We start from the raw sequence: 23598 nt of genomic DNA, 5'->3' as shown, positions 1-23598 counted from the left end.
CGGCAGAAGGGAAAAGGGTCATGGATACGCGCCACCTGGTCGATCGCGAGCTTCAGCCCCTGATCGACCTGTTCGGACGCGTCGACCTCGACGCCGCGCCGATCGCCGACATTCGCGCCAAGGCGGCCGAAACCTATGCGATCCTGCCGCCGCCGGCCATCGCGCCCGAAGAGTTGCTGATCCCGTCTATCCACGGCGGGCCGGACATGCTGGCCTTCCTCTTCCGCCCGGCTCAGGCGCGCGCCGGTGCGGGTGCGATCCTGCATATCCATGGCGGCGGCATGGTGATGGGATCGGTGCGTCAGATGCAGGCCGGACCGGCGGCGCTTGCCGCGGCCGCGGGCGTGCCGGTGCTGTCGGTCGAATATCGGCTCGCGCCCGAACATCCCTTCCCGGCGCCGCAGGAGGATTGCCATTCGGCGCTCGTCTGGCTCGCCGGACAGGCCGATGCCCTTGGCTTCGATGCGCAGCGCATCGTCGTTGCCGGCGAAAGCGCGGGCGGCGGCCTCGCCGCGGCGCTGGCGATCATGGCGCGCGACCTCGGCGGGCCGGCGCTTGCGGGGCAATTGCTGACCTATCCGATGCTCGATCACCGGACGGGCGGCGATGCCTGCCCCTATCGCAATCCGGTCACGGGCGAGTTCATCTGGACGCGCGCAAGCAATCGCTTCGGATGGAGCGCGCTGCGCGGCGCCTACGCGGCCGACGACGACCGGCGCAGCTGGTTTTCACCGAGCCTCGCCGACGATCTTTCCGGCCTGCCGCCTGCCTATATCGCGACCGGCGGCCTCGACCTCTTCTTCGATGAAAATCTCGACTATGCGCGCCGTCTCGCTGCGGCGGGGGTGCCGGTCGAGCTGCACAGCTATGCCGGCGCCATCCACGCCTTCAACGCAATCCCGACTGCCGCCATCAGCCAGCGCTTCACCGCCGGGCTGCTCGCCGCCGCCGCCGCGATGACGGCCCCGGCGGCAGGATGAGCGGGCGGGTCGCCACCTGCCACTGCGGCTTGCTGCAGCTTCGATGCAGCGGCGATCCGGTCAAGATTTCGATGTGCCATTGCCGCGATTGCCAACGGCGAACCGGATCGCTGTTCAGCGTCGCCGCCTTCTTCCCGCGCGAAGCGGTGGCCGTCGCCGCCGGTTCGGCGCAGAGCTTCCGCCGGCCTTCGGCGAGCGGCCACGACGTGACCTTTCATTTCTGCGCCGATTGCGGATCGAACCTGTGGTGGGAACCCGACCGGATGCCGCACCTCTCCGGCGTCGCAGTCGGCGCCTTTGCCGACCCGGATTTTCCGATGCCCGAACAGGCCGTCTGGTGCGACGACCGCCATGCGTGGCTCGACCTGCCGCCAGCGGTTGCTGCGCACGCACGCAATCCGGTGAAACGCGCCTGAGGTCAGGCCGCCACCGCCTCCTCGCTGCGACTCGCCGCGGCTTCGAGCAGGCGCTTTTCGAGCGACTTCACGCGCGCCGTGCTGTCGATCTTGTCGCCAATCAGATCGGTGACGTAGAAGGTATCGACGGCGCGCTCGCCATAGGTCGCGACATGCGCGCTGTGCACCGTCACCTTCGACTGGAAGAGCGCATAGGCGAGCTGGTTCAATAGCGCCGGGCGGTCCTGCGCATTGACCTCGATCACCGTGAACCGGTTGGAAGCCTTGTTGTCGATGAAGACATTGGGCGCGATGCGAAAGGCTTCAGCGCGGGTCCGCGGCAGCGCGCGCGCCTCGAGCTTGGGCAGCAGTTTATGCCGGTTGGCGAGCGCGTCCTCGATCGCGCGGGTCAGCCGGACGATCTGTTCGGCCTCGGCAAACGGGCGGCCGAGCGGATCCTGGACCAGGAAATTGTCGAGTGCCAGCCCGTCGCGCGTCGTGTGGATGCGCGCATCGATGATGTTGCCGCCCGCGAGGTGAATGCCGCCCGCGATGCGATAGAACAGCCCCGGATGGTCGGCGGCGAGCACCATCACCAGCGTCGCGCCGCGATCGTCGTCGGGCACTGCCGCGATATGGAGCGGCGCTCCCGACGATTTCTGGATATGGATCAAATTGGCCGCGATCACCTCGACCGGCTCGGCAATCCAGTAGCTTTCGGGCAGGCGCTTGGCGAGCTTCCCGAAATCCTTGTCGCCCATCTGGAGCAGGGCCTGCGCCTCCTCCTTCTTGCTGGCGATCCGCACCTCGCGGCCGCGCTGCTTGTGGCCAAGCCGCAGCACTTCCTCGGCCGCATCGTATAATTCGGTTAGCAATTGCCGCTTCCAGCTGTTCCAGACCCCCGGGCCCACCGCGCGAATATCGACAACCGTCAGCACGAGCAGGAGGCGAAGCCGCTCGGGGCTCTGCACGAGCTGCGCAAAGTCGAGGATCGTCTTGAAGTCGGCAAGGTCGCGCTTGAAAGCGGTCGCCGACATCAGCAGGTGGTGGCGGACAAGCCATGACACTGTCTCGGTTTCCGCCTCGTTCAGCCCAAGCCGCGGACAGACGCGCAGCGCCAGTTCGGCGCCCAGCACGCTATGGTCGCCGCCGCGCCCCTTGGCGATATCGTGGAGCAGCACTGCGACATAGATCACGCGCCGCGAGTGGATCTGGTCCATGATCGCGGTCGACAGCGGATGATCGTCCTTCAACCGGTTCTGTTCGATGTCGGACAACAGGCCGATCGCGCGGATCGTATGCTCGTCGACCGTATAATGATGATACATGTCGAACTGCATCTGCGCGACGACGCGGCCGAAATCGGGCACGAAGCGGCCGAAGACCCCGGCCTCGTTCATCCAGCGCAGCACCGTTTCGGGATCGCGCGGAGAGGTCAACACATCGAGGAACAGCGCATTGGCGCGCGCGATGCGCCGCACCTTGCCGTCGATCAGTTTCGCATCGTGGCGCGCCTGGCGCATCGCCTGTGGGTGGATTTCGAGGCCATATTTGTCGGCGAGCTGGAATATCTCGAGCAGGCGGACCGGGTCTTTGCGGAAATAGTCGTCCGACGGCAGTGCAAGCCGGCCGCGATCGAGGACGAAGCCGTTGAGCCGGCCCGGCCGCCGCCGCAGCGTCGGCAGAAAGCGCCGCCCGCGCGCCGCGAGCTGCTCGTCGAGATGCGCGAGAAAGGTGCCCGTCAGATCGCCGACGCTCTTCGCGTGGAGAAAATAGAGCTGCATGAAGCGTTCGACCGGGCTTTTGCCGGGCCGATCGGCAAATTGCATCCGCGCCGCGATCTCGCGCTGGAAATCGAAGGTCAGCCGGTCCTCGGCGCGCCCGGCGAGGATATGAAGGTGGCAGCGTACCGCGAGCAGGAAATTTTCGGCGCGCGAAAACTGCCGCAGTTCGCGCGCACTGAGCAGCCCCGCATCGACGAGCTCGGGCACGGTGCGGACGCGGTGGATGAACTTGCCGATCCAGAACAGGGTGTGCAGGTCGCGCAGCCCGCCCTTCCCTTCCTTCACATTGGGCTCGACGACATAGCGCGAATCGCCCATGCGCTTGTGCCGTTCATCGCGCTCGGCGAGTTTTTCGGCGACGAAGGCGCGGGCATTGCCCGCCATCACCTCGGCATCGAAGCGCGCCGCCGCCTGATCATAAAGCGCGCGGTCGCCCCAGATGAAGCGCGCCTCGAGCAGCGCGGTGCGAATCGTCAGATCGTCCTTCGCGGTGCGCACCATCTCATCGAGCGAACGCGACGAATGCCCCACCTTCAGGCCCAGATCCCACAGCGTGTAGAGTTGGGCTTCGATGACCTGCTCTGTCCAGCTCGTCTGCTTGAACGGGGTCAGAAAGCCGATGTCGACGTCGCTGAACGGCGCCATTTCGGCACGGCCATAGCCGCCGACCGCGATCACCGTAATCCGTTCGCCCGCCGACCGATTGCTTGCGGGATAGAGATAATCGACGGTGAAATCATAGGAAAGGCGAACGATCTGGTCGATCAGAAAGGCCGTCGCCTGCGCCGCGACGCGCCCCGAAGACGGGTGGTCGAGCAGGCGGCGGGCGATCTCTGCGCGGCCGTCTTCCAATGCCTCCTTCAGCAACGCGACCATCGCGCCGCGGCGCTTGCCGGCGTCGGCCGTCTCGGCGGCGATGGCATCGAGCCGATCGGCGAGCAGGCGCCGGTCGATGATCGCGCGGCGGTGGGGAAGGTCGCTGAAAATGTCGCTCATCCTTCCTCCGCCACGATCTGCTTGAGCCGATAGAGCGCTTCGAGTGCGGCGCGCGGCGCCAACGCATCGGGGTCGATCCCGGCGAGCGCCTCGCGCAGCGCGTCCTTTGCCGCTGCGGGCGCTTCGGCGAGCGTCGCGGCGAACAGCGGCAGATCGTCGAGCCCCGCCGCCAGTCCGCCGGTTGCCTCGCGTCCCGCCTCCAGCTTGGCGAGCACCGCCTCGGCGCGCCTCACGACGCCGGCGGGCACACCGGCGAGCCGCGCGACCGCCAGACCGTAGCTCCGGTCGGCAGGCCCCTCGGCCACCTCGTGCAGCAGGACAAGATCGCCCTGCCATTCGCGCGCGCGGACGTGGTGGAGCGAAAGCGCGTTCAGCGTTTCGGCAAGCCGCGTCAGCTCGTGATAATGGGTTGCGAACAGACAGCGGCACCGGTTCACCTCGTGCACCGCCTCGACCACCGACCAGGCGAGCGCGAGCCCGTCATAGGTCGAGGTGCCGCGCCCGACCTCGTCGAGAATCACGAAGCTCTGCGGGGTCGCCTGCGCGAGGATCGCCGCGGTCTCGACCATCTCGACCATGAAGGTCGATCGCCCGCGCGCCAGATTGTCGCTCGCCCCCACGCGGCTGAACAGTCGGTCGACCAGCCCGAGGGTCGCGGCGCTTGCCGGTACGAAGGCGCCTGCCTGCGCGAGCACGACGATCAAAGCGTTCTGGCGCAGGAAGGTCGATTTACCGCCCATATTGGGGCCGGTGACAAGCCAAAGCCGGTCGGCTTCGGACAGCGACACATCATTGGGGACGAAGCGTTCGCCGCTTTTCGCGAGCGCCGCCTCGACCACCGGATGTCGCCCGCCCCTTACGTCGAGGCACGGTTCGTCGGCGATGTCCGGCCGGCACCAGTCGTGGCTCATCGCATGGTCGGCGAGCGCCGCGGCGACGTCGATCCGCGCGAGCACGTCGCAGCTCGCGGCGATCGCCTCGCGGCGCTGGGTCGCGGCTTCGCTCAGCGCTTCGAGATGCGCAGCTTCGGCTGCCACCGCATGCACCCCCGCCTGGGTCACGCGCGTCGCCGCTTCGTGCAGATCCGACGAGTTGAAGCGAACGACGCCCGCCAGCGTCTGACGATGGGTGAAGCCCGATCCGGGCGCCATCAGCGCATCGGCGTGGCGCGCCGGCACCTCGACATGATAGCCGAGCACGCCATTGTGGCGGATCTTGAGCGCCGCGATGCCCGTGCGGTCGCGATAGCCCGCTTCGAGCGCCGCGATCGCCTTGCGCCCGTCGCGCGCGGTCTCGCGCAGAGCATCGAGCGCGGCGTCATAGCCTTCGGCGATATAGCCGCCCTGCGCGGCATCGACCGGCGGGGTTTCGATCAGCGCACGCGTCAGTTCATCGACGAGCGCGCCATGGCCATCGAGCCCCGGAAGCAGCCGCGCAAGCAGCGGCGGAAGATCGCCGCGCAGCGCAAGCCGCTCGCGCAGGAGGCGTGCACCGCCGAGCGCATCGCGAAGCTGCGCCAGATCGCGCGGCCCGCCGCGCCCAGCGACAAGACGGCCGAGCGCGCGGCCCGCGTCAGGTAGCGCGCGCAAGGCGGCGCGCAGATCGGCGCGCCACAAGGCATCGCGAGCCAACGCATCGACGAGATCAAGCCGGTCGAGAATCGCGCCCTTGTCGGTGAGCGGGCTTGCAAGGTCGTCGGCAAGCAGCCGCGCGCCCGCCGCGGTCACGGTGCGGTCGATCGTGCCGAGCAGGCTGCCGTCGCGCGCGCCGGCCATGGTGCGAACCAGCTCCAGGCTCTCGCGCGTCGCCGCGTCGATCGCCATCCGGTCGCCCGCGCTGTGCCGCACGGGCGGCTGCAGAAAGACCGCCCCGCCGGTGCCGACATGGTCGAGATAGGCGGCGATCGCGCCCATGGCGGCGATTTCACCGCGCGAGAAATTGCCGAAGCCGTCGAGCGTCTGCACCCCGAACAGCGTCTCGAGCCGTTTCTGCCCCGCGCCACTCGCGAACTCGGCGGCGGGGCGGCGAACGATCTGGCGCGCCGCCGACGGCGGCTGTTCGTCCGCCGCCTCGCTGATCAGCAGTTCGGACGGGGCCAGCCGCGCCAGTTCGGCATCGACCGCTTCGCGCCGCACCGCGACGACCTCGAACCGCCCGGTAGAGATATCGGCGGCGGCGATGGCGACCAGCCCTTCGCTGCCGACCTCGGCAAGCGCCGCAAGCCGGTTCGCGCTGCGCCCTTCGAGCAGCGCCTCTTCGGTCAGCGTGCCCGCCGTGACGAAGCGCACGATGTCGCGCGCGACGAGCGCCTTCGATCCGCCGCGCGCCTTGGCCTCGGCGGGGGTTTCGACCTGTTCGGCGATCGCGACGCGGTGGCCGGCGCGGATCAGGCGGGCGAGATAGGATTCGGCCGAATGGACGGGGACGCCGCACATCGGCACCGGCTCGCCGCCATGCTCGCCGCGCGAGGTCAGCGCGATGTCGAGCGTCGAGGCGGCTGCCTTGGCATCGTCAAAAAACAGTTCGAAGAAATCGCCCATGCGGTAGAAGAGCAGACAATCGCCGGCCTTTTCCTTGAGCGACCAATATTGCGCCATCATCGGCGTCGCGGCGGGAGGGGCCTTGCTGTTGCTGTTGGCGGGAGCGGGAACGGACATCCGCCCCTGCTTAGTCATTGGGGCTCGCATGGCAAGGCGCGCGGGCCAGAAACACAGGGTTCCATTTCGCCAAGCCGACGCTAGGGAATGGGCTCGGACGCGCATCCTGATAATCGAAGTAGGGGATAAAGAATGGACGGCGGCAGCAAGGTGCAATTTTCGGACCGCGAGGCCCTGCTCTATCACAGCTATGGGCGGCCAGGGAAAATCGAGATCATCGCGTCGAAGCCGATGGCGACGCAGCGCGACCTCAGCCTCGCCTATTCGCCCGGCGTTGCCGTCCCCGTCAACGCCATCGCCGAAAATCCGGCGGCCGCTTATGATTACACCGCGAAGGGCAACCTCGTCGCCGTCATCTCGAACGGCACCGCGATCCTGGGTCTCGGCAATCTGGGCGCGCTTGCATCGAAGCCGGTGATGGAAGGCAAGGCCGTCCTCTTCAAGCGCTTCGCCGACGTCGATTCGATCGACCTTGAGCTCAAGACCGAAGACCCGCAGGCGTTCATCGACGCGGTCGAACTGCTCGAACCGAGCTTCGGCGGCATCAACCTTGAGGACATCGCGGCCCCCAACTGCTTCATCATCGAGGCGGCGCTCAAGGAAAAGATGAACATCCCGGTGTTCCATGACGACCAGCATGGCACCGCGATCATCACCGCCGCCGGGCTCATCAACGCGTGCCATCTGACCGGGCGCGATCTGGCCGACATCAAGGTTGTCGTCAACGGCGCCGGCGCTGCGGCCATCGCCTGCACCGCGCTGATCAAGGCGATGGGCGTGCGGCACGAAAATGTCATCATGTGCGACCGCAAGGGCACCATCTATCAGGGCCGCACCGAAGGAATGGACCAGTGGAAATCGGCCCACGCCGTTCCGACCGAAGCGCGCGACCTGACCGAAGCGCTTAGCGGCGCGGACGTGTTCCTCGGCCTGTCGGCGGCGGGCGCGCTCAAGCCCGAGATGGTGAAGGACATGGCGCCCGCGCCGATAATCTTCGCGATGGCGAACCCCGACCCCGAAATCTCGCCCCCCGATGCCCGTGCTGCGCGCCCCGACGCGATCATCGCAACGGGGCGTTCGGACTATCCCAACCAGGTCAACAATGTGCTGTGCTTCCCCTTCATCTTCCGCGGCGCGCTCGACGTGCGCGCGACCGCGATCAACGAAGAGATGAAGATTGCCGCCGCCTATGCGATCGCCGATCTCGCGCGCCAGCAGGTGCCCGAGGAAGTGGCGGCGGCCTATGGCGGCCGCGCGTCGAGCTTCGGCCCCGAATATATCATCCCCTCGCCCTTCGACCCGCGGCTGATGGAGATCGTCCCCGCGGCGGTCGCGAAGGCGGCGATGGAGACGGGCGTCGCGCAGCAGCCGATCGACGATCTGGAGGCGTATCGCACGCGGCTGCGTGCCCGGCTCAATCCGACCACATCGGTCCTCACCCTCGCCTATGAAGCGGCGCGCGCCAATCCGAAGCGCGTCGTCTTTGCCGAGGGCGAGGAAGAAGTGGTGCTGCGCGCCGCGATCCAGTTCCGCGACGGCGGCTATGGCATCCCCGTCCTCGTCGGGCGCGAAGGTCTGCACAACAAGCTGCGCGACATGGGCGTCGCCGACCCCGAAAGCTTCGAGGTTCATAACAGCGTCAATTCGCCGCATGTCCCGCAGATGGTCGAAATGCTCTATGAGCGGCTCCAGCGCCGCGGCTATCTGCGCCGCGACATCGAACGTATGGTCAACCGCGATCGCAACATCTTCGGCTCGCTGCTGCTCAAACTCGGCCTTGGCGATGCGATGATCACCGGCGTGACGCGCACTTATTCGCAGACGATGCGCGAAGTGCGGCGGGTGATCGACCCTGCCGAGGGCAAGACGGCCTTCGGCATTCACGTTCTCGTCGGACAGCATCACACCATCTTCATGGCCGACACGACGGTCAACGAACGCCCCTCGGCCGAAATGCTCGCCGACATCGCCGACCGCACGGCGCAGGTCGCACGCCGCATGGGTCACGAACCGCGCGTCGCATTCCTGTCCTATTCGACCTTTGGCAACCCGCCGGGATCGTGGCTCGACAATATCCGCGATGCTGTCCACATCCTCGACGATCGCCAGCCGGCCTTCGAATATGAAGGCGAAATGTCGCCCGACGTCGCGCTGAATCCGCGCGTCATGGCCAATTATCCCTTCTGCCGCCTCTCGGGCCCCGCGAATGTTCTGGTGATGCCGGGGCTGCAGTCGGGCAATCTGTCGGCAAAGCTGCTGCGCGAACTCGGCGGCAGCGCCGTCATCGGACCGATGCTGATCGGGATGGAAAAGCCGGTGCAGATTGCAACCATGGCATCCACCGCCTCGGATCTGGTCACGCTGGCGGTTCTGGCGGCCGGCGGCATCGCAGTCTGATCAAACGAAAAACGGCGCCGATCCATGGATCGGCGCCGTTTTGCTTTCTTCTGCCGATCGGCAAGCGAGGTTTATTGCCCCTGTGCGCCGCCCCCGACACCCGGCGCGCCGACCGCGCCGATATTGCCGAAAATATCCTCGAAGAAGCTGCGATGACGGCCCAGCGTCGGCGTGCTGTCGCCGTTCGGGCTGATCTTGCTCACCTGTTCGAGCCCGGTGCGATCGACGCCGACGACATTGCCTGCGGGATCGAAGCTGACGCGCAGCACCTGCTGTGCCACGGGCCGCGGGTGGGCGAAGGCGAGCTGGCGCGTTTCGCGCGACAGATAATAATATTCATTGTTGCCGAACTGGCCGACGAAGGTCGGACGGCCAAGCGTCTTTTCCACCGACTCGCGATTGTCGACGCCGGGGGTGATCGCCTGGGTCAGCACCGGATCAACGATATAACCCTGACGCCCCTTGAGCTGGGCGCATCCCCCCGCCGACAGCGCAAGCGCGACCCCGGCAAGGATGAGGCCCGCGCGGCGGCCGGTAAGCGAGGCAATGGTTTTCGGCATCAATCGGTCTCCGTTGCGCGCGGCTCGCCGGACGGCGGCGCAGGCGCTGGCTTGTGCGCCTCTTAACCGCAAGCGGACGGGACGCACAAGCGGCTTATGCCGCCGCAAAGCTTGCTGCAGGCTGACCGGTGCCTCTTTTCCGCGACGCCGAATGGGCCTAAGCGGTGGGCCATGTTCTCGATCAGCAAATTCTTCCGATCCGCCCCCGATCCCCGCGAAGCGCGGCGTCCGCTCTGGAATGCCGTCGTCGCGGCCGCGCGTGCGCCGCACTGGTATCTGGCGGGACAGGTTCCCGACACGCTCGACGGCCGCTTCGACATGGTCAGCTTGGTGCTGGCGCTCGTCCTCCATCGCATCGACGATGATCCCGACCAGGCGCTGGCGGGGGTTGAACTGACCGAATTGTTCGTCGCCGACATGGATGGGCAGATGCGCCAGATCGGCTTTGGCGACATGGTGGTCGGCAAACAGGTCGGTCGCATGGTTGGTGCGCTCGGCGGACGGCTGGGAGCCTATCGCGCGCCCGACGGATCGGCGGCGCTGGAAGAAGCGCTGGTGCGCAATCTGTGGCGCGGCAAGGCGCCGCCCGCCGAAGGACTGGCGCATGTCATGGCAGCGGTCGCGGCCCTGCGCACGGGGCTTGCCGCGATCCCGGTTGCGGACCTGGTCGTCGCCGACCGCTTGCCCGGAGAGCCCGCATGACCAATCCCGAGCTTTCGCACATCGTCACCCTCGCCGACGCGATGCAGGGCCGCAAGGTCGCGCTCGACACCGACGAAGCGACCCGCGCCGCGATTGCCAAGCGACTCGGCCTGATCGCGCTCGATCGCTTCGTCGTCGAGGCAGAGGTGTTCGCCGTCGCCGGCGGAATCACCGCACGAGGCAGCATCACCGCAGACGTGGTACAGGCGTGCGCCGCCACTGATCTCCCCGTCCCTGCGCACATCGCGGACCCCTTCGACCTGCGCTTCCTGCGCGACATCGGCGCCGACGCGAGCGAGGAGGAAGAGGTTGAGATCAGCGCGGATGATTGCGATGTCCTGCCGCTCGAAGGCGATCGCGTCGATATCGGCGAAGCCGCGGTGCAGACGCTGTCGCTGGCGCTCGAGCCCTTTCCGCGCCATCCCGATGCCGACCGCATCCTCGCCGAAAAGGGCGTGCTGACCGAAGAACAGGCCGGTCCCTTCGGCGCGCTCGCCCAGCTGCGCGGCAAGGACGCTTCCTGACGTCGGCAGCGGGCGTCAGTCGCGCTTGGGCTCGTCCTTGACGAGATCTGCGACCGCGGCGTCGAGACCCGAATCGGCGGGTTCCGGCTCCGCCGCGCCGTCCGCATCGGCATTGCTATCCGCCGGTTTGGCCGTTTCGTCCGCGCCTTCGCCGGACTTATCCTCGGCCGGCTTGTCACCGCGCGCGACCGGGAGCGATCCGCCGAGCGCGTTCGCGAGCCCGACCATCTGTTCGGCCAGCACCTTGTCGACGGCCGGCGCGATGTCGGCGACCTTGAAGCGCATATAGCCGCCGACGACATAGTCGAAGCGGATCGCGCTGCCCGTCGGCGTCTTTTTGATCTGGATCGTGAGCGTCCCCGTGACCGCCTCGCCCTGCAGCGGCCCGAACGCGCCCGACAGGCGCATCATTTCACCCGGCTTGGCGAAGATGATCCGCGCGTGTTGGACGCTGCCGACGCCCTGTCCTTCGTCGGGAAGTTTTTCGCAGAAACAGCCGCCAGCCTGCGAATCGAGCCAGAAATTGGCGGCATCGCCCGACCAGCTATGCTCCTTCGACCACCATTTGTCGGGCGTGCGGAGCATTTTCCACACATCTTCGGGCGTCGCGGCGACCTGCGCCGTATGCGCGACGGTGAAACCGATGTCGCTCTGGTCGATGACCTTGGCCGCTGCCGGCGAGGCGACGCACGTAGCCGCGAACAGGAGCACGCCGAAAGACGATTTCACATGCATGGATCATTCCCCCTTCGCCATCTTCATAGACGGCGCCAGGGGGGCTGACTAGCTGGCGTCGCCTTGTAGGATCGCCTCGATCGCATCGTTGACGGCGTCGATCGCGGCCATGCCATCGACCTTGCTGACGATCCCGCGCGCTTCGTAGATCGGCAGGATCGGTTCGGTCTTCGCGCGATATTCGGCCATGCGCGTGCGCACCGTTTCCTCATTGTCGTCGGGACGGCGCTTGAAATCATGGCTGCCGCACACGTCGCAGGTGCCTTTGACCTTCGGCAGCTTGTAGCGATCGTGATAGCCTTCGCCGCAATTGGCGCACGAAAAGCGTCCGGTGATCCGGTCGACCAGCGCATCTTCGTCGACGACCAGTTCGATGACATGGTCGAGCTTGCGGCCGCGCGCCGACAAGATGCCGTCGAGCGCCTCGGCCTGCGCCGCGGTGCGCGGATAGCCGTCGAAGATGACGGAGGTTTCGTTCCCGAGCTCGTCGAGCCGCTCGCCGATCAGGCCCGAGACGATTTCGTCCGACACCAGTTCGCCCGCGTCCATCACCGCCTTGGCCTGCAGGCCGATCGGCGTTCCCGCCTTGACGGCCGCGCGGAGCATGTCACCGGTGGAAAGCTGGACCATCCCATGCTCTTCCACCAGACGCGAAGCCTGCGTTCCCTTGCCGGCTCCCGGCGGTCCAAGCAAAATGATGTTCAGCGTCATGACGCCCCCTGTTGCCTACCCTGTCAGGATTTCGCCTAGCGACCGCGTCAGCGGCGCGCAATGCCGCCCTTCAATTTGGCCTTCTTGATCAGATCGCCATATTGGTGCGCGAGCATGTGGCTCTGGATCTGGCTGATCGTATCGATGGTGACATTGACGATAATCAGCAGGCTGGTGCCGCCAAGCTGGAACGGCAGGCCCGATCCGGCGATGAAATATTCCGGGATGAGGCAGATGAGCGCAAGATAGCCGGCGCCGATAACGGTGATGCGGGTCAGCACGAAATCGAGATAGGCCGCGGTATTCTTGCCCGGGCGGATGCCGGGGATGAAACCGTTCTGGCGCTTCAGATTGTCGGCGGTTTCCTCGGGGTTGAAGACGACCGCGACGTAGAAGAAGCAGAAGAAGATGATGCCCGCGGCATAGAGCGCCATATAGAGCGGCTGGCCGTGCGCGAGATACTGGTTGATCGTGATGAGGAAATCGCCCCAGGCGGTGTCGCCCTTCACATTATTGCCCAGCATCTGCGTGACGGTCAGCGGCATCAGCAGCAGCGACGAGGCGAAGATCGGCGGAATCACGCCCGCAGTATTGACCTTCAGCGGCAGGTGGCTGCGCTCGGCCTGCATCACGCCGCGCTGCGTCGCGCGCTTCGGATATTGCACCAGCACGCGGCGCTGTGCGCGTTCCATGAAGCTGATGAAGGCGATGATGATGATCGCGCCGCCGATGACTGCGACGATCGTGCCGCCGCCCATCGATCCTTCACGAACCTGCGTGAACATCTGGGCAAAGCTGCGCGGAAGCTGCGCGAGAATGCCCGCCATGATGATCAGCGAGACGCCGTTGCCGATCCCGCGGCTGGTGATCTGTTCGCCAAGCCACATCAGGAACAGCGTACCGCCGACGATGCTGATGACTGCGCCGACGCGGAACATCATGCCTGGGTCGACGACCGCAGCGATGCCCTGGCTCTGCCCGAGCGTTTCCAGGCCGACGGCAATGAAATAGCCCTGGATCGCGGTGAGCAGCACCGTGCCGTAGCGCGTATATTGGTTGAGCTTCTTGCGGCCGCTTTCGCCCTCTTTCTTGAGCGCGGCGAGGCTCGGGGCCAGCGCCGCGGCGAGCTGCACGACAATCGACGCCGTGATATAGGGCATGACACCGAGCGCGATGATGCTCATGCGCTCCAGGCTGCCGCCCGAGAAGGTGTTGAAGATGTCGAGGATGCCGCCCGACGCCGCCTGGCTGTAAAGGCGCGACAGCGCCACGGGGTCGACCCCGGGCAGCGGCACGAACGACAGGAAGCGGAAGACGATCAGCGCACCGATCGTGAACCAGATGCGGTTCTTGAGTTCGGTCGCCTTGCCGAACTTCGAAAAATTGATGCTGGAAGCAAGCTGGTCGGCGCGAGAGGCCATGGGTAGTTTCCTCGAGGATATTCCGGACCGCGCCCCCGGCGACCCCGCGCCTATGTGCGTTCGGCGGTTACGAAGCGCAAGGGGAAAGGCCCATTTTTGATGGGGCGTTCATTCGCCCCATCGATCCGCTCGCATCTGGCGGGGCCGGTACGGCTCTCGAACCTGCGCTATCGAGCGGGAATAGAGATGATCACAAAGACGAAGGGCGATCCCTTTCGGAACCGCCCCTTGTCCGAATTACTCGGCCTTCGCTTCGGCCGCCGGCAGGTCGACCTTGCCGCCCGCCTTTTCGACCGCCTCGATCGCGCCCTTCGACGCGCCGGCAACGGCGAAGTTGAGCTTCGCGGTCAGTTCGCCCTTGGCGAGGAGACGGACGCCGTCCTTGCCGCCGCGGGCCACACCGGCAGCCTTCAGCGCCGCATGGTCGACGGTCGCCTTGGGGTCGAGCTTCTTGGCATCGACCAGCTTCTGCACCTGGCCCAGGTTCACGATCGCGAATTCCTTGCCGAAGATGTTGTTGAAGCCGCGCTTCGGGATGCGCATGTGGAGCGGCATCTGGCCGCCCTCGAAGCCGTTGATCGCGACACCGCTGCGCGCCTTCTGACCCTTCTGGCCGCGGCCGGCGGTCTTGCCCTTGCCCGAACCGATGCCGCGTCCGACGCGCATGCGGCCCTTGCGGGCGCCGTTGTTGTCACGAAGATCGTTAAGCTTGATAGTCATTTTGCACTCGCTTTCGCTTTTGTCGCGCTTTGAACCCGGTGTTTCAGTCGGGTTCGATTTCACTCGACGGTTGGAAGCCGGGATAGGGCCCGGCCTTTTCCATCACGATCGCCTGCGCCACATGGCCGCGGCCATCGACGCAGGTGATCGACGGACTTCCGTGAAGTTGCCACCCCCGATTGAGCAGCCCTTCGACACGCGCGCAGAAGGCGGCATCATCGGGACCGGTCAACAGGCGATAGAGCTTCACCTTAGCCCTCGATTACTTCCACCATGTGCGGAAGCTTGCGGATCATGCCGCGCACTTCCGGGGTGTCGACCAGTTCGACTTCGCGGTTCATCTTGCCCAGGCCGAGGCCGGTCAGGATCTTGCGCTGGTCCTTGGGACGACGGATCGGCGAACCGATCTGGCGGATCTTGATCTTCTTGTCGGCCATTGTCTTACTCCGTCACCGCCGCGGCCTCAGCCTCGGCTGCACGATCGGACACGCCGCCGCGCTTGATCAGGTCCGAAACCTTCTTGCCACGACGCTGCGCGACCGACTTCGGGCTGGTCTGTTCGCCGAGCGCCTGGAAGGTCGCGCGGATCATGTTGTAGGGGTTCGACGTGCCGACCGACTTGGTCACCACATCGGCAACACCGAGCGATTCGAACACGGCACGCATCGGGCCACCAGCGATGATGCCGGTACCTGCAGGCGCCGAACGCACGGTGACGTTGCCGGCGCCGAAATGGCCGCGACCGTCATGGTGCAGCGTGCGGCCGTCGCGCAGCGGAACGCGAATCATCGCCTTCTTCGCAGCGGCGGTCGCCTTCGAAATGGCTTCGGGCACTTCGCGCGCCTTGCCATGACCGAAACCGGCGCGGCCCTTGCCGTCACCGACGACGACGAGCGCGGCGAAACCAAAGCGCTTGCCGCCCTTCACGGTCTTCGAAACGCGGTTGATGTGAACGAGCTTTTCGATCAGCTCTTCGCCACCGTCCTCGTCGCGCGGACGCCGATCGTCGCGGCGACCGCGGCCACCGTCGCGACCGCCACGTCCGCCATCACGACCGCCGCGACCACGGCGACCCGTGACTTCGGCGTTGGTGGTTTCAGGCGCCAGGATCGCCTCGGGCTGGTTGCCCTGACCCGTGGTGTTTTCGTCAGCCATAATCAGAACTCCAATCCGCCTTCGCGCGCCGCGTCGGCCAGCGCCTTGATGCGCCCGTGGAACAGGAAGCCGCCGCGGTCGAACACGACCTGCGTCACGCCCGCCTTCTTGGCGGCGTCGGCAAGGCGCTTGCCGACTTCGGCAGCAGCCGAAGCCGTCGCGCCGGTTTTGCCGCGCAGATCCTTGTCGAGCGTCGAAGCCGCAGCCAGCGTCTTGCCGGCGGCGTCATCGATGAGCTGCGCATAGATGTGGCGGCCCGAGCGGTGCACCGAAAGGCGCGGACGCCCGGCAGCACGCAGACGGAGTGCGGTACGAACGCGCTGGCGGCGTTTTTCGAAAGGGGTAAGATGTGCCATGGCTTACTTCTTCTTGCCTTCTTTGCGGAAGATGTACTCGCCGCGATACTTGATACCCTTGCCCTTATAGGGTTCGGGCTTGCGCCAGCGACGGATTTCCGCCGCGACCTGGCCGACCTGCTGCTTGTCGATACCGCTGATCTCGATCGTCGTGTTATCCGGCGTCTTGATCTCGATGCCTTCCGGCACCGCGAAATCGACATCGTGGCTGTAGCCGAGCTGCAGCTTCAGATTCTTGCCCTGCGCGTTGGCGCGGTAGCCGACACCCGTGATTTCGAGCACCTTGGTGAAGCCTTCGGTCACGCCCGTGATCAGGTTCTGCACCAGCGTGCGCTGCATGCCCCAGAAAGCGCGCGCTTCGCGGCTTTCGTTCGCGGGCTGCACCGAGATGGCGCCTTCGCCGACTTCATATTTGATGTTGTCGGACAGCGGCATCGCCAGCGTGCCCTTGGGGCCCTTGACCGACAGCTGGCCGCCGTCGATCGCAGCGGTAACGCCGCTGGGGATCGCCACTGCCTTTTTACCGATGCGCGACATTAGAACACCTCCGCCAGCACTTCGCCGCCGACATTATGCTCGCGTGCTTCGGCGTCCGAAAGGACGCCGCGCGGGGTCGACACGATGGTGATGCCCAGGCCGTTGCGAACCACCGGCAGTTCTTTCGAACCCGAATAGACGCGGCGGCCCGGCTTCGAGACGCGCGCCACGTGGCGGATCGCCGGCTGGCCTTCGAAATATTTGAGCTCGATGCGGATGCCCTTGTGCTGGCCCTTGGTGCCGAGCACTTCTTCGCTGTAGCCACGGATGTAGCCTTCGCGCTTGAGCACGTCGAGAACGCGGACACGCAGCGTCGAAGCCGGCGTCAGGACGCTGTCCTTCTTCGCCTGCTGGCCGTTGCGGATGCGGGTGAGCATATCACCCAAAGGATCGGTCATTGCCATGTTGCGTGTTCCTTACCAGCTCGACTTCACAACGCCGGGGATCAGGCCCTTGTTGGCCAGATCGCGGAGCTGAATACGGCACAGCCGGAATTTGCGATAATAAGCGCGCGGACGGCCCGTCAGTTCGCACCGGTTACGGATACGGGTCGGGTTACCGTTGCGCGGAATTTCCGCCATCTTGAGGCGCGCGATCAGACGCTCGCCGTCGTCGAGCGAGGTGTCGGCCGCAATAGCCTTCAGTTTCGCATAGCGGCCGGCATATTTCTTCACCAGCTTCTTGCGACGCTCATTCTTGTTCACCGAACTCAGTTTCGCCATGACTTAAGTTCTCTTTCCTTGTTCCTGTCCGGCCCGAGGTCCCAGCGGGGACTCAGGCGGCTTCCTTGGCCTGGGCTTCGATCGGGAAGGGGAAGCCGAACAGCTTGAGCAGTTCGCGGGCTTCCTCGTCCGTACGTGCCGACGTGGTCACGATCACATCCATGCCGCGCACCTGATCGATGCGGTCATAGTTGATCTCGGGGAAGATGATCTGTTCCTTCAGGCCGAGGGCATAGTTGCCCCGACCGTCGAAGCTCTTCGGCGACACGCCGCGGAAGTCGCGGATGCGCGGCATCGCGATGGTGATCAGGCGGTCGAGGAATTCATACATCCGCTCGCGACGCAGGGTCACCTTGCAGCCGATCGGCATGCCTTCACGCAGCTTGAAGCCGGCAATCGACTTCTTCGCCTTGGTGATAACGGGCTTCTGGCCCGCGATCAGTTCCATTTCCGAAGCGGCCGTTTCGACCTTCTTCTTGTCTTGGACCGCATCGCCCACGCCCATGTTGAGCGTGATCTTCTCGATCTTCGGAACTTCCATCGCATTCTTGTAACCGAACTTTTCGGTCATCGCCTTGACGATCTGGTCGTCATAGAGCTTGCGCATGCGCGGGGTGTAGTTGTCAGCCATTGATCGTCTCCCCGGACTTCACGGCCACGCGGACCTTCTTGCCGTCCTTGGTTTCAAAGCGGACGCGCGTCGGCTTGCCGGTCTTGGGATCGGCAACCGCGACCTTGCTGACGTGCAGCGGCGCTTCCTTGCGCTCGAGGCCGCCCTGCGGATCCTGCTGGTTAGGCTTCTTGTGGCGGGTGATGATGTTGACGCCCGCGACGACGACCTTGCCGTCCTTCGGCAGGCTCTGCGTCACTTCGCCGGTCTTGCCCTTGTCCTTGCCGGACAGGACGACGACGGTGTCACCCTTCTTGATCTTGGCCATACCCATGGTCAAAGCACCTCCGGCGCCAGGCTGATGATCTTCATATAGCCCTTGCCGCGAAGTTCGCGGACGACGGGGCCGAAGATACGGGTGCCGATCGGCTCTTCATTCTTGTTGACGAGCACGGCGGCGTTGCTGTCGAAACGGATCACCGAACCGTCGGCACGACGAACGTCCTTCGCGGTGCGAACGATGACGGCACGATGCACGTCGCCCTTCTTCACCTTGCCGCGCGGCTGGGCTTCCTTGATCGAGACGACGATAAGGTCGCCCACGCCGGCCGTGCGACGCTTCGAGCCGCCCAGCACCTTGATGCACTGGACGCGCTTCGCGCCGCTGTTGTCGGCGACTTCCAGTTGTGACTGCATCTGGATCATCGATGCATTTCCTTCTTCCTTGGCCTACCGGGCCATCCCGGCGGTTCCGTGAAACTTGCGTGAAGCCCTCAGGCTTCGGCCGCTTTCGGCTTGGTGGAGGTTTCGACCTTTTCGAGAACCTTCCACGTCTTCAGCTTCGAAATCGGCTTCGTTTCCTCGATGCGGACGGTTTCGCCAGCCTTGATGGCGTTGTCCTCATCATGGGCGTGATACTTCTTCGAACGCCGGATGATCTTGCCGTAGAGCGGGTGCTTAACCTTACGCTCCACCTTCACCACGACGGTCTTGTCGCCCTTGTCGGACACTACCGTGCCGGTCAGAATGCGCTTCGGCATGACAGTCTCCTTACTTCGCCGCCGCGCGAACGCGCGCGGTTTGTTCGGTCTTGATGCGGGCGATCGTGCGCCGCACTTCCTTGACCCGCGAAGCCTTTTCAAGCTGGCCCGTGGCGGCCTGGAAACGGAGGTTGAATGCCTCGCGCTTCAGTTCGCCAAGCTGTTCGGCGAGCTGGTCGTCGGTCTTCTTGGTCACATCTTCGGTCTTGGCCATGGCCCTCAACCCTCCAGGTGCGAGGTGTCGCCGAGGCGGGCGACGACCTTCGTCTTGATCGGCAGCTTCATCGCCGCACGCTCGAACGCCAGCGCGGCCACGGGGCCGGGAACGCCGTCGAGTTCGAACAGGATGCGACCGGGCTTGACGCGAGCGGCCCAATATTCGGGCGCGCCCTTGCCTTTACCCATACGGACTTCGGCGGGCTTCGACGACACGGGAAGGTCGGGAAACACGCGAATCCAGAGGCGGCCCTGACGCTTGATCGCACGGCTGATCGCGCGGCGAGCCGCTTCGATCTGGCGCGCGGTGATGCGCTCGGGTTCCATCGCCTTCAGGCCGTAGGAGCCGAAGTTCAGGCTGGTGCCACCCTTGGCATTGCCATGGATGCGGCCCTTGAAGGCCTTGCGGAACTTGGTTTTCTTCGGTTGCAACATGTCAGCGTTCCTTAACGGCGTTCATCGCGCGCCGGGCGAACGCCCGACGTCTGCGCGTCGAGCATCAGCCGGTCGGTCGCCATCGGGTCGTGGCCCAGGATCTCGCCCTTGAAGATCCAGACCTTCATGCCGCACACGCCGTAGGCGGTGTGGGCTTCGGCCTCGGCATAATCGACGTTCGCACGCAGCGTGTGCAGCGGAACGCGGCCTTCGCGATACCATTCGGTGCGGGCGATTTCCGCGCCGCCGAGACGACCCGCACAGTTGATGCGGATGCCTTCGGCGCCCAGACGCATCGCCGACTGAACCGCGCGCTTCATCGCACGGCGGAAGGCGACGCGGCGTTCGAGCTGGTCGGCAATGCCCTGCGCGACGAGCTTGGCATCGACTTCCGGCTTGCGGATTTCGACGATGTTCAGGCTCACGTCGCTGCCGGTCATTTCACCGAGCGCCTTGCGCAGCTTTTCGATGTCCGCGCCCTTCTTGCCGATGATGACGCCCGGACGGGCGGCATAGATCGACACGCGGCACAGCTTCGCCGGACGTTCGATGACGACCTTCGAAATCGCTGCCTGCGGCAGGGTCTTGAACACATATTTGCGGATCTTCAGATCCTCGATAAGCATGCGTCCATAATCCTGGCCTTCCGCGAACCAGCGGCTGTCCCAGGTGCGGTTGACCTGCAGGCGCAGGCCGATCGGATTGCTCTTCTGGCCCATCTTACGCCTCTTCTTCCTGTTCGCGGACGACGATGCGGATGCGGCTGAACGGCTTTTCGATCCGGGTCGATTTGCCGCGACCGCGCGCATGCCAGCGCTTCATCGTGAACGACTTGCCGACGCTCGCTTCCTTGACGACGAGTGCATCGACATCGAGGTTGTGATTGTTTTCCGCGTTGGCGACGGCGCTGGCGAGAACCTTGCGCACGTCGACAGCCATCGCCTTCTTCGAGAAAGCGAGGACGTTCATCGCGTCTTCGACCTTGCGGCCGCGGATCAGCGCGGCAACGAGGTTCAGCTTCTGCGCCGAACCGCGAATCTGCGTGCCGACCGACAGCGCCTCATTGTCCGCAACGCGGCGAGGGGATTTTTCCTTGCCCATTAGCGTTTGCCCTTCTTGTCGGCCGCGTGACCGGGGAAGAAGCGCGTCGGCGCAAATTCACCCAGCTTCATGCCGACCATGTCTTCATTGACCGACACCGGCACGAACTTGCGGCCGTTGTAGACGTTGAAGGTCAGCCCGACGAACTGCGGCAGGATAGTGGAGCGACGCGACCAGGTCTTGATCGGCGCTGAGCTGCCGCCGTCCTGAGCCGCTTCGGCTTTCTTGAGGAGATGAAGGTCGACGAACGGACCCTTCCAGACCGAGCGTGCCATGGCTTACCTCTTCTTCTTCGCGTGACGCGACCGGATGATCATCTTGTCGGTCGACTTGTTGTGGCGGGTACGGGCGCCCTTGGTCGGCTTGCCCCACGGGGTGACCGGGTGACGGCCGCCCGAGGTGCGGCCTTCACCACCGCCGTGCGGGTGGTCGACCGGGTTCTTGGCGACGCCGCGGGTCAGCGGACGCTTGCCGAGCCAGCGGCTGCGGCCGGCTTTGCCCAGGTTGGTGTTCTGGTTGTCGGGGTTCGACACCGCACCGACCGTGCCCATGCACTCGCCGCGAATGTAGCGCTGCTCGCCCGAACCGAGACGCACGATGACAAGACCGCGGTCACGACCGACGACCTGGGCATAAGTGCCGGCCGAACGGGCGATCTGGCCGCCCTTGCCCGGCTTCATCTCGATATTGTGGACGATCGTGCCGACCGGCATCTGCGACAATTCCATCGCATTGCCGGGCTTCACGTCGGTCTTCTTGTCCGCGACGACCGTATCGCCGACCGCCAGGCGCTGCGGCGCCAGGATATAGGCCAGATCACCGTCCTCATATTTGATGAGCGCGATGAAGGCCGTGCGGTTCGGGTCATATTCGAGCCGTTCGACGGTCGCCGGAACGCCCCACTTGCGACGCTTGAAGTCGATGAAGCGATACTTCTGCTTGTGACCGCCGGCGATGCCGCGCGAGGTCACATGGCCCTTGTTGTTGCGGCCACCGGTCTTGCGCTTGCCTTCGGTCAGCGCCTTGACGGGCTTGCCCTTCCACAGCGACGACTTGTCGACGAGGATCAGGCCACGCTGTCCAGGGCTGGTCGGATTATAGGATTTGAGTGCCATTTTCTCTGCTTTCCCCTATCCGTCAGACGCCGGTGGTGACGTCGATCGACTGGCCTTCGGCCAGGCGAACGATCGCCTTCTTCACGTCGCTGCGGGTGTAGGGCTTGCCCTTCCAGCGCTTGGTCTTGCCCTTGGTGACCAGCGTGTTCACGCTGAGCACCTTGACATCGAACAGCGCCTCGACGGCGGCCTTGATCGCCGGCTTCGTTGCGTCGTTGGCGACGCGGAAGACGACGGCGTCGTTTTCGCTGAGCAGCGTCGACTTTTCGGTGATCACTGGCGACAGGATCACGTCATAGTGACGCGCATCGATGGTCTTTGCCTTAGCCATTGCAGCGGGCCTCCAGCTTTTCGACCGCCGCGCGGGTCAGGACCAGCGTGTCGGCGCGAAGGATGTCATAGACGTTGGCACCGATCGCCGGCAGCGAATCGACGCCGACGATGTTGGCCGAAGCCTGGGCGAAGCTGTCATGGACCGCATCGCCGTCGATGAAGAGCGCACGGCGACCGAGGTCGAGCTTGCCGAGCTTGCCGGCCAGCACCTTGGTCTTGGCCTCCTTGAGCTCGAGCGTGTCGATGACAACGAGCTTGCCGCCCTTTGCCTTGTCGCTCAGCGCCATCTTGAGACCAAGAGCGCGGATCTTCTTGTTCAGCGAGTGGCCGAAAGTGCGGGCCCGGGGACCGTGCGCCTTGCCACCGCCGATGAAGATCGGCGCCTTGCGATCGCCGTGACGGGCGGTACCGCCGCCCTTCTGGCGACCGAACTTCTTGCCGGTGCGGGCAACGTCGCTGCGCTCGCGGGCGGCGCGGGCGGGGCCGCGACGCTTTTCGAGCTGCCAGGCGACGACACGGTGGAGGATGTCCGCCCGCGCGTCGACGCCGAAGACGTCGTCGTTAAGATCGATGTCGGCGCCAGCCTTGCCATCGAGGGTCTGTACCTTGACCTTCATGATCAGGACTCCTGTGCGCCGTCGGCCGCGGTCGTTTCGACCTCTGCTTCCGCAGGGGTTTCAGCCGGGGCATTGTTGCTGTTCGCCGCGCTCTTGACCGCCGCCGGATAAGGGGCTTCGGGGTGACGCGGCAGCTTCATCGCATCGCGAACCAGCAGCCAGCCGCCCTTCGAGCCAGGGACCGAACCCTTGACGAAGAGAAGACCGCGCTCGGCGTCGGTGCGGACGATTTCGAGATTCTGCTGGGTGCGATTGCGCGCGCCCATGTGGCCGGCCATCTTCTTGTTCTTGAAGACGCGGCCCGGATCCTGGCGGTTACCGGTCGAACCATGGGCACGGTGGCTGATCGAAACACCGTGGGTGGCGCGCATACCGCCGAAACCCCAGCGCTTCATCGCACCGGCAAAGCCCTTACCCTGGGTGACACCCTGGATATCGACCATCTGGCCGGCGACGAAATGGTCGGCCGACAGTTCGGCGCCGACGTCGAGCGTCGCGTCGTCAGCAACGCGGAATTCGACGAGCTTCGCCTTGGGCTCGACTTCGGCCTTGCCATAGGCCCCGCGCTGCGGCTTGGCGACATTCTTCGCCTTTGCCGAGCCGGCACCGAGCTGGACGGCCACATAGCCGTCGCGTTCCTTTTCGCGAACCGAGACGACCTGGCAGCCTTCGAGGCTCAGAACGGTGACGGGCACATGGCGGCCATCGTCCTGAAACAGGCGGGTCATCCCCATTTTTTTCGCGATCACGCCAGTGCGCATGATCATTCACTCCTAACA

General features: G+C 65.2%; 32 protein-coding genes. 5 read left to right on the top strand and 27 right to left on the bottom strand.

The window, feature by feature from the left end:
• The first annotated feature begins 20 nt into the window (after window positions 1-20).
• Together EBMC1_RS06410 and EBMC1_RS06405 are read left to right on the top strand one after the other, a co-directional pair.
• On the top strand, window positions 21-980 hold the full coding sequence (locus tag EBMC1_RS06410) for an alpha/beta hydrolase (protein ID WP_003042291.1): 960 nt from the start codon (window positions 21-23) through the stop codon (window positions 978-980).
• A complete protein-coding gene (locus EBMC1_RS06405) occupies window positions 977-1396 on the top strand; it encodes a GFA family protein (RefSeq protein ID WP_003042288.1) in 420 nt (139 codons plus the stop codon). The genes EBMC1_RS06410 and EBMC1_RS06405 overlap by 4 nt, the downstream gene beginning before the upstream one ends.
• A 2-nt stretch (window positions 1397-1398) precedes the next feature.
• Here the strand turns inward: EBMC1_RS06405 and EBMC1_RS06400 are convergent, their stop codons facing one another.
• Window positions 1399-4155, bottom strand: a complete 2757-nt coding sequence (locus tag EBMC1_RS06400) for a [protein-PII] uridylyltransferase (RefSeq protein WP_003042285.1) — start codon at window positions 4153-4155, stop codon at window positions 1399-1401.
• Window positions 4152-6812, bottom strand: a complete 2661-nt coding sequence (gene mutS / locus EBMC1_RS06395; protein WP_003042283.1) for a DNA mismatch repair protein MutS — start codon at window positions 6810-6812, stop codon at window positions 4152-4154. The genes EBMC1_RS06400 and mutS overlap by 4 nt, the downstream gene beginning before the upstream one ends.
• A gap of 132 nt (window positions 6813-6944) precedes the next feature.
• Here mutS and EBMC1_RS06390 point away from each other — a divergent pair, with 132 nt between their 5' ends.
• Window positions 6945-9209 carry an NADP-dependent malic enzyme gene (locus EBMC1_RS06390; RefSeq protein ID WP_003042279.1) on the top strand — a complete coding sequence of 755 codons (2265 nt, stop codon included), beginning with the start codon at window positions 6945-6947 and terminating at the stop codon, window positions 9207-9209.
• Between the two features lie 71 nt (window positions 9210-9280).
• Here the strand turns inward: EBMC1_RS06390 and EBMC1_RS06385 are convergent, their stop codons facing one another.
• Entirely contained in the window at window positions 9281-9769 is a 489-nt protein-coding gene (locus EBMC1_RS06385) for an outer membrane protein assembly factor BamE (RefSeq protein ID WP_003042276.1), read from the bottom strand.
• Between the two features lie 171 nt (window positions 9770-9940).
• Here EBMC1_RS06385 and EBMC1_RS06380 point away from each other — a divergent pair, with 171 nt between their 5' ends.
• Both EBMC1_RS06380 and EBMC1_RS06375 read left to right on the top strand, forming a co-directional pair.
• Window positions 9941-10471, top strand: coding sequence for a ubiquinol-cytochrome C chaperone family protein (locus EBMC1_RS06380; protein WP_003042274.1), 531 nt, complete (start codon window positions 9941-9943; stop codon window positions 10469-10471).
• Entirely contained in the window at window positions 10468-10995 is a 528-nt protein-coding gene (locus EBMC1_RS06375; protein WP_003042270.1) for a YceD family protein, read from the top strand. Before EBMC1_RS06380 ends, EBMC1_RS06375 begins: the two co-directional genes overlap by 4 nt.
• Before the next feature lie 15 nt (window positions 10996-11010).
• Here EBMC1_RS06375 and EBMC1_RS06370 read toward each other — a convergent pair whose 3' ends face one another.
• The 24 genes from EBMC1_RS06370 to rplC all read right to left on the bottom strand — a co-directional run bounded on the left by EBMC1_RS06370 (window position 11011) and on the right by rplC (window position 23580).
• Entirely contained in the window at window positions 11011-11730 is a 720-nt protein-coding gene (locus tag EBMC1_RS06370; RefSeq protein ID WP_003042268.1) for a hypothetical protein, read from the bottom strand.
• Between the two features lie 48 nt (window positions 11731-11778).
• Window positions 11779-12441, bottom strand: coding sequence for an adenylate kinase (locus EBMC1_RS06365; protein WP_003042266.1), 663 nt, complete (start codon window positions 12439-12441; stop codon window positions 11779-11781).
• Between the two features lie 47 nt (window positions 12442-12488).
• Complete coding sequence (gene secY, locus EBMC1_RS06360; protein ID WP_003042263.1) at window positions 12489-13862, bottom strand: preprotein translocase subunit SecY; 1374 nt, start codon at window positions 13860-13862, stop codon at window positions 12489-12491.
• A gap of 237 nt (window positions 13863-14099) precedes the next feature.
• Entirely contained in the window at window positions 14100-14582 is a 483-nt protein-coding gene (gene rplO, locus EBMC1_RS06355) for a 50S ribosomal protein L15 (RefSeq protein ID WP_003042260.1), read from the bottom strand.
• A 43-nt stretch (window positions 14583-14625) separates the two neighbouring features.
• A complete protein-coding gene (locus tag EBMC1_RS06350; protein WP_003042257.1) occupies window positions 14626-14832 on the bottom strand; it encodes a DUF1737 domain-containing protein in 207 nt (68 codons plus the stop codon).
• A 1-nt stretch (window position 14833) separates the two neighbouring features.
• Window positions 14834-15019, bottom strand: a complete 186-nt coding sequence (gene rpmD, locus EBMC1_RS06345; protein WP_003042255.1) for a 50S ribosomal protein L30 — start codon at window positions 15017-15019, stop codon at window positions 14834-14836.
• Window positions 15020-15023: 4 nt separating this feature from the next.
• Entirely contained in the window at window positions 15024-15737 is a 714-nt protein-coding gene (gene rpsE / locus EBMC1_RS06340; protein WP_003042253.1) for a 30S ribosomal protein S5, read from the bottom strand.
• A 2-nt stretch (window positions 15738-15739) separates the two neighbouring features.
• Window positions 15740-16093: a 50S ribosomal protein L18 gene (rplR, locus tag EBMC1_RS06335; RefSeq protein ID WP_003042250.1), complete on the bottom strand. Its 354-nt coding sequence runs from the start codon at window positions 16091-16093 to the stop codon at window positions 15740-15742.
• Window positions 16094-16096: 3 nt separating this feature from the next.
• Window positions 16097-16630, bottom strand: coding sequence for a 50S ribosomal protein L6 (rplF, locus tag EBMC1_RS06330; RefSeq protein ID WP_003042248.1), 534 nt, complete (start codon window positions 16628-16630; stop codon window positions 16097-16099).
• Window positions 16630-17034, bottom strand: coding sequence for a 30S ribosomal protein S8 (gene rpsH / locus EBMC1_RS06325; protein WP_003042244.1), 405 nt, complete (start codon window positions 17032-17034; stop codon window positions 16630-16632). The genes rplF and rpsH overlap by 1 nt, the downstream gene beginning before the upstream one ends.
• Window positions 17035-17046: 12 nt before the next feature.
• Window positions 17047-17352, bottom strand: a complete 306-nt coding sequence (gene rpsN, locus EBMC1_RS06320; RefSeq protein WP_003042242.1) for a 30S ribosomal protein S14 — start codon at window positions 17350-17352, stop codon at window positions 17047-17049.
• A gap of 52 nt (window positions 17353-17404) precedes the next feature.
• Window positions 17405-17983, bottom strand: coding sequence for a 50S ribosomal protein L5 (rplE, locus tag EBMC1_RS06315; protein WP_003042239.1), 579 nt, complete (start codon window positions 17981-17983; stop codon window positions 17405-17407).
• On the bottom strand, window positions 17976-18296 hold the full coding sequence (gene rplX, locus EBMC1_RS06310) for a 50S ribosomal protein L24 (protein ID WP_040589516.1): 321 nt from the start codon (window positions 18294-18296) through the stop codon (window positions 17976-17978). The genes rplE and rplX overlap by 8 nt, the downstream gene beginning before the upstream one ends.
• Window positions 18297-18298: 2 nt before the next feature.
• A complete protein-coding gene (rplN, locus tag EBMC1_RS06305; RefSeq protein WP_003042233.1) occupies window positions 18299-18667 on the bottom strand; it encodes a 50S ribosomal protein L14 in 369 nt (122 codons plus the stop codon).
• A 68-nt stretch (window positions 18668-18735) separates the two neighbouring features.
• Window positions 18736-19002, bottom strand: coding sequence for a 30S ribosomal protein S17 (gene rpsQ, locus EBMC1_RS06300; RefSeq protein ID WP_003042229.1), 267 nt, complete (start codon window positions 19000-19002; stop codon window positions 18736-18738).
• Window positions 19003-19012: 10 nt separating this feature from the next.
• A complete protein-coding gene (gene rpmC, locus EBMC1_RS06295; protein WP_003042226.1) occupies window positions 19013-19216 on the bottom strand; it encodes a 50S ribosomal protein L29 in 204 nt (67 codons plus the stop codon).
• Window positions 19217-19221: 5 nt separating this feature from the next.
• Window positions 19222-19653 (bottom strand): 50S ribosomal protein L16, encoded by a 432-nt coding sequence (rplP, locus tag EBMC1_RS06290; protein WP_003042223.1) that lies wholly within the window; start codon window positions 19651-19653, stop codon window positions 19222-19224.
• Window positions 19654-19664: 11 nt separating this feature from the next.
• Window positions 19665-20372 carry a 30S ribosomal protein S3 gene (gene rpsC / locus EBMC1_RS06285; RefSeq protein ID WP_003042222.1) on the bottom strand — a complete coding sequence of 236 codons (708 nt, stop codon included), beginning with the start codon at window positions 20370-20372 and terminating at the stop codon, window positions 19665-19667.
• Window position 20373: 1 nt separating this feature from the next.
• Window positions 20374-20754: a 50S ribosomal protein L22 gene (gene rplV / locus EBMC1_RS06280; protein WP_003042218.1), complete on the bottom strand. Its 381-nt coding sequence runs from the start codon at window positions 20752-20754 to the stop codon at window positions 20374-20376.
• Window positions 20754-21029 (bottom strand): 30S ribosomal protein S19, encoded by a 276-nt coding sequence (gene rpsS, locus EBMC1_RS06275; RefSeq protein ID WP_003042215.1) that lies wholly within the window; start codon window positions 21027-21029, stop codon window positions 20754-20756. The genes rplV and rpsS overlap by 1 nt, the downstream gene beginning before the upstream one ends.
• A gap of 3 nt (window positions 21030-21032) precedes the next feature.
• Complete coding sequence (rplB, locus tag EBMC1_RS06270) at window positions 21033-21869, bottom strand: 50S ribosomal protein L2 (RefSeq protein WP_003042210.1); 837 nt, start codon at window positions 21867-21869, stop codon at window positions 21033-21035.
• Between the two features lie 22 nt (window positions 21870-21891).
• Complete coding sequence (locus tag EBMC1_RS06265) at window positions 21892-22200, bottom strand: 50S ribosomal protein L23 (RefSeq protein WP_003042207.1); 309 nt, start codon at window positions 22198-22200, stop codon at window positions 21892-21894.
• Window positions 22193-22819: a 50S ribosomal protein L4 gene (gene rplD / locus EBMC1_RS06260; protein WP_003042204.1), complete on the bottom strand. Its 627-nt coding sequence runs from the start codon at window positions 22817-22819 to the stop codon at window positions 22193-22195. Before rplD ends, EBMC1_RS06265 begins: the two co-directional genes overlap by 8 nt.
• Before the next feature lie 2 nt (window positions 22820-22821).
• On the bottom strand, window positions 22822-23580 hold the full coding sequence (gene rplC / locus EBMC1_RS06255) for a 50S ribosomal protein L3 (RefSeq protein WP_040589724.1): 759 nt from the start codon (window positions 23578-23580) through the stop codon (window positions 22822-22824).
• Window positions 23581-23598 lie beyond the last annotated feature (18 nt).

Origin of the sequence: Sphingopyxis sp. MC1 (genome assembly GCF_000371385.1) — a bacterium.
GTDB lineage: Bacteria > Pseudomonadota > Alphaproteobacteria > Sphingomonadales > Sphingomonadaceae > Sphingopyxis > Sphingopyxis terrae.
This window is presented reverse-complemented; position numbering and strand designations above follow the sequence as displayed.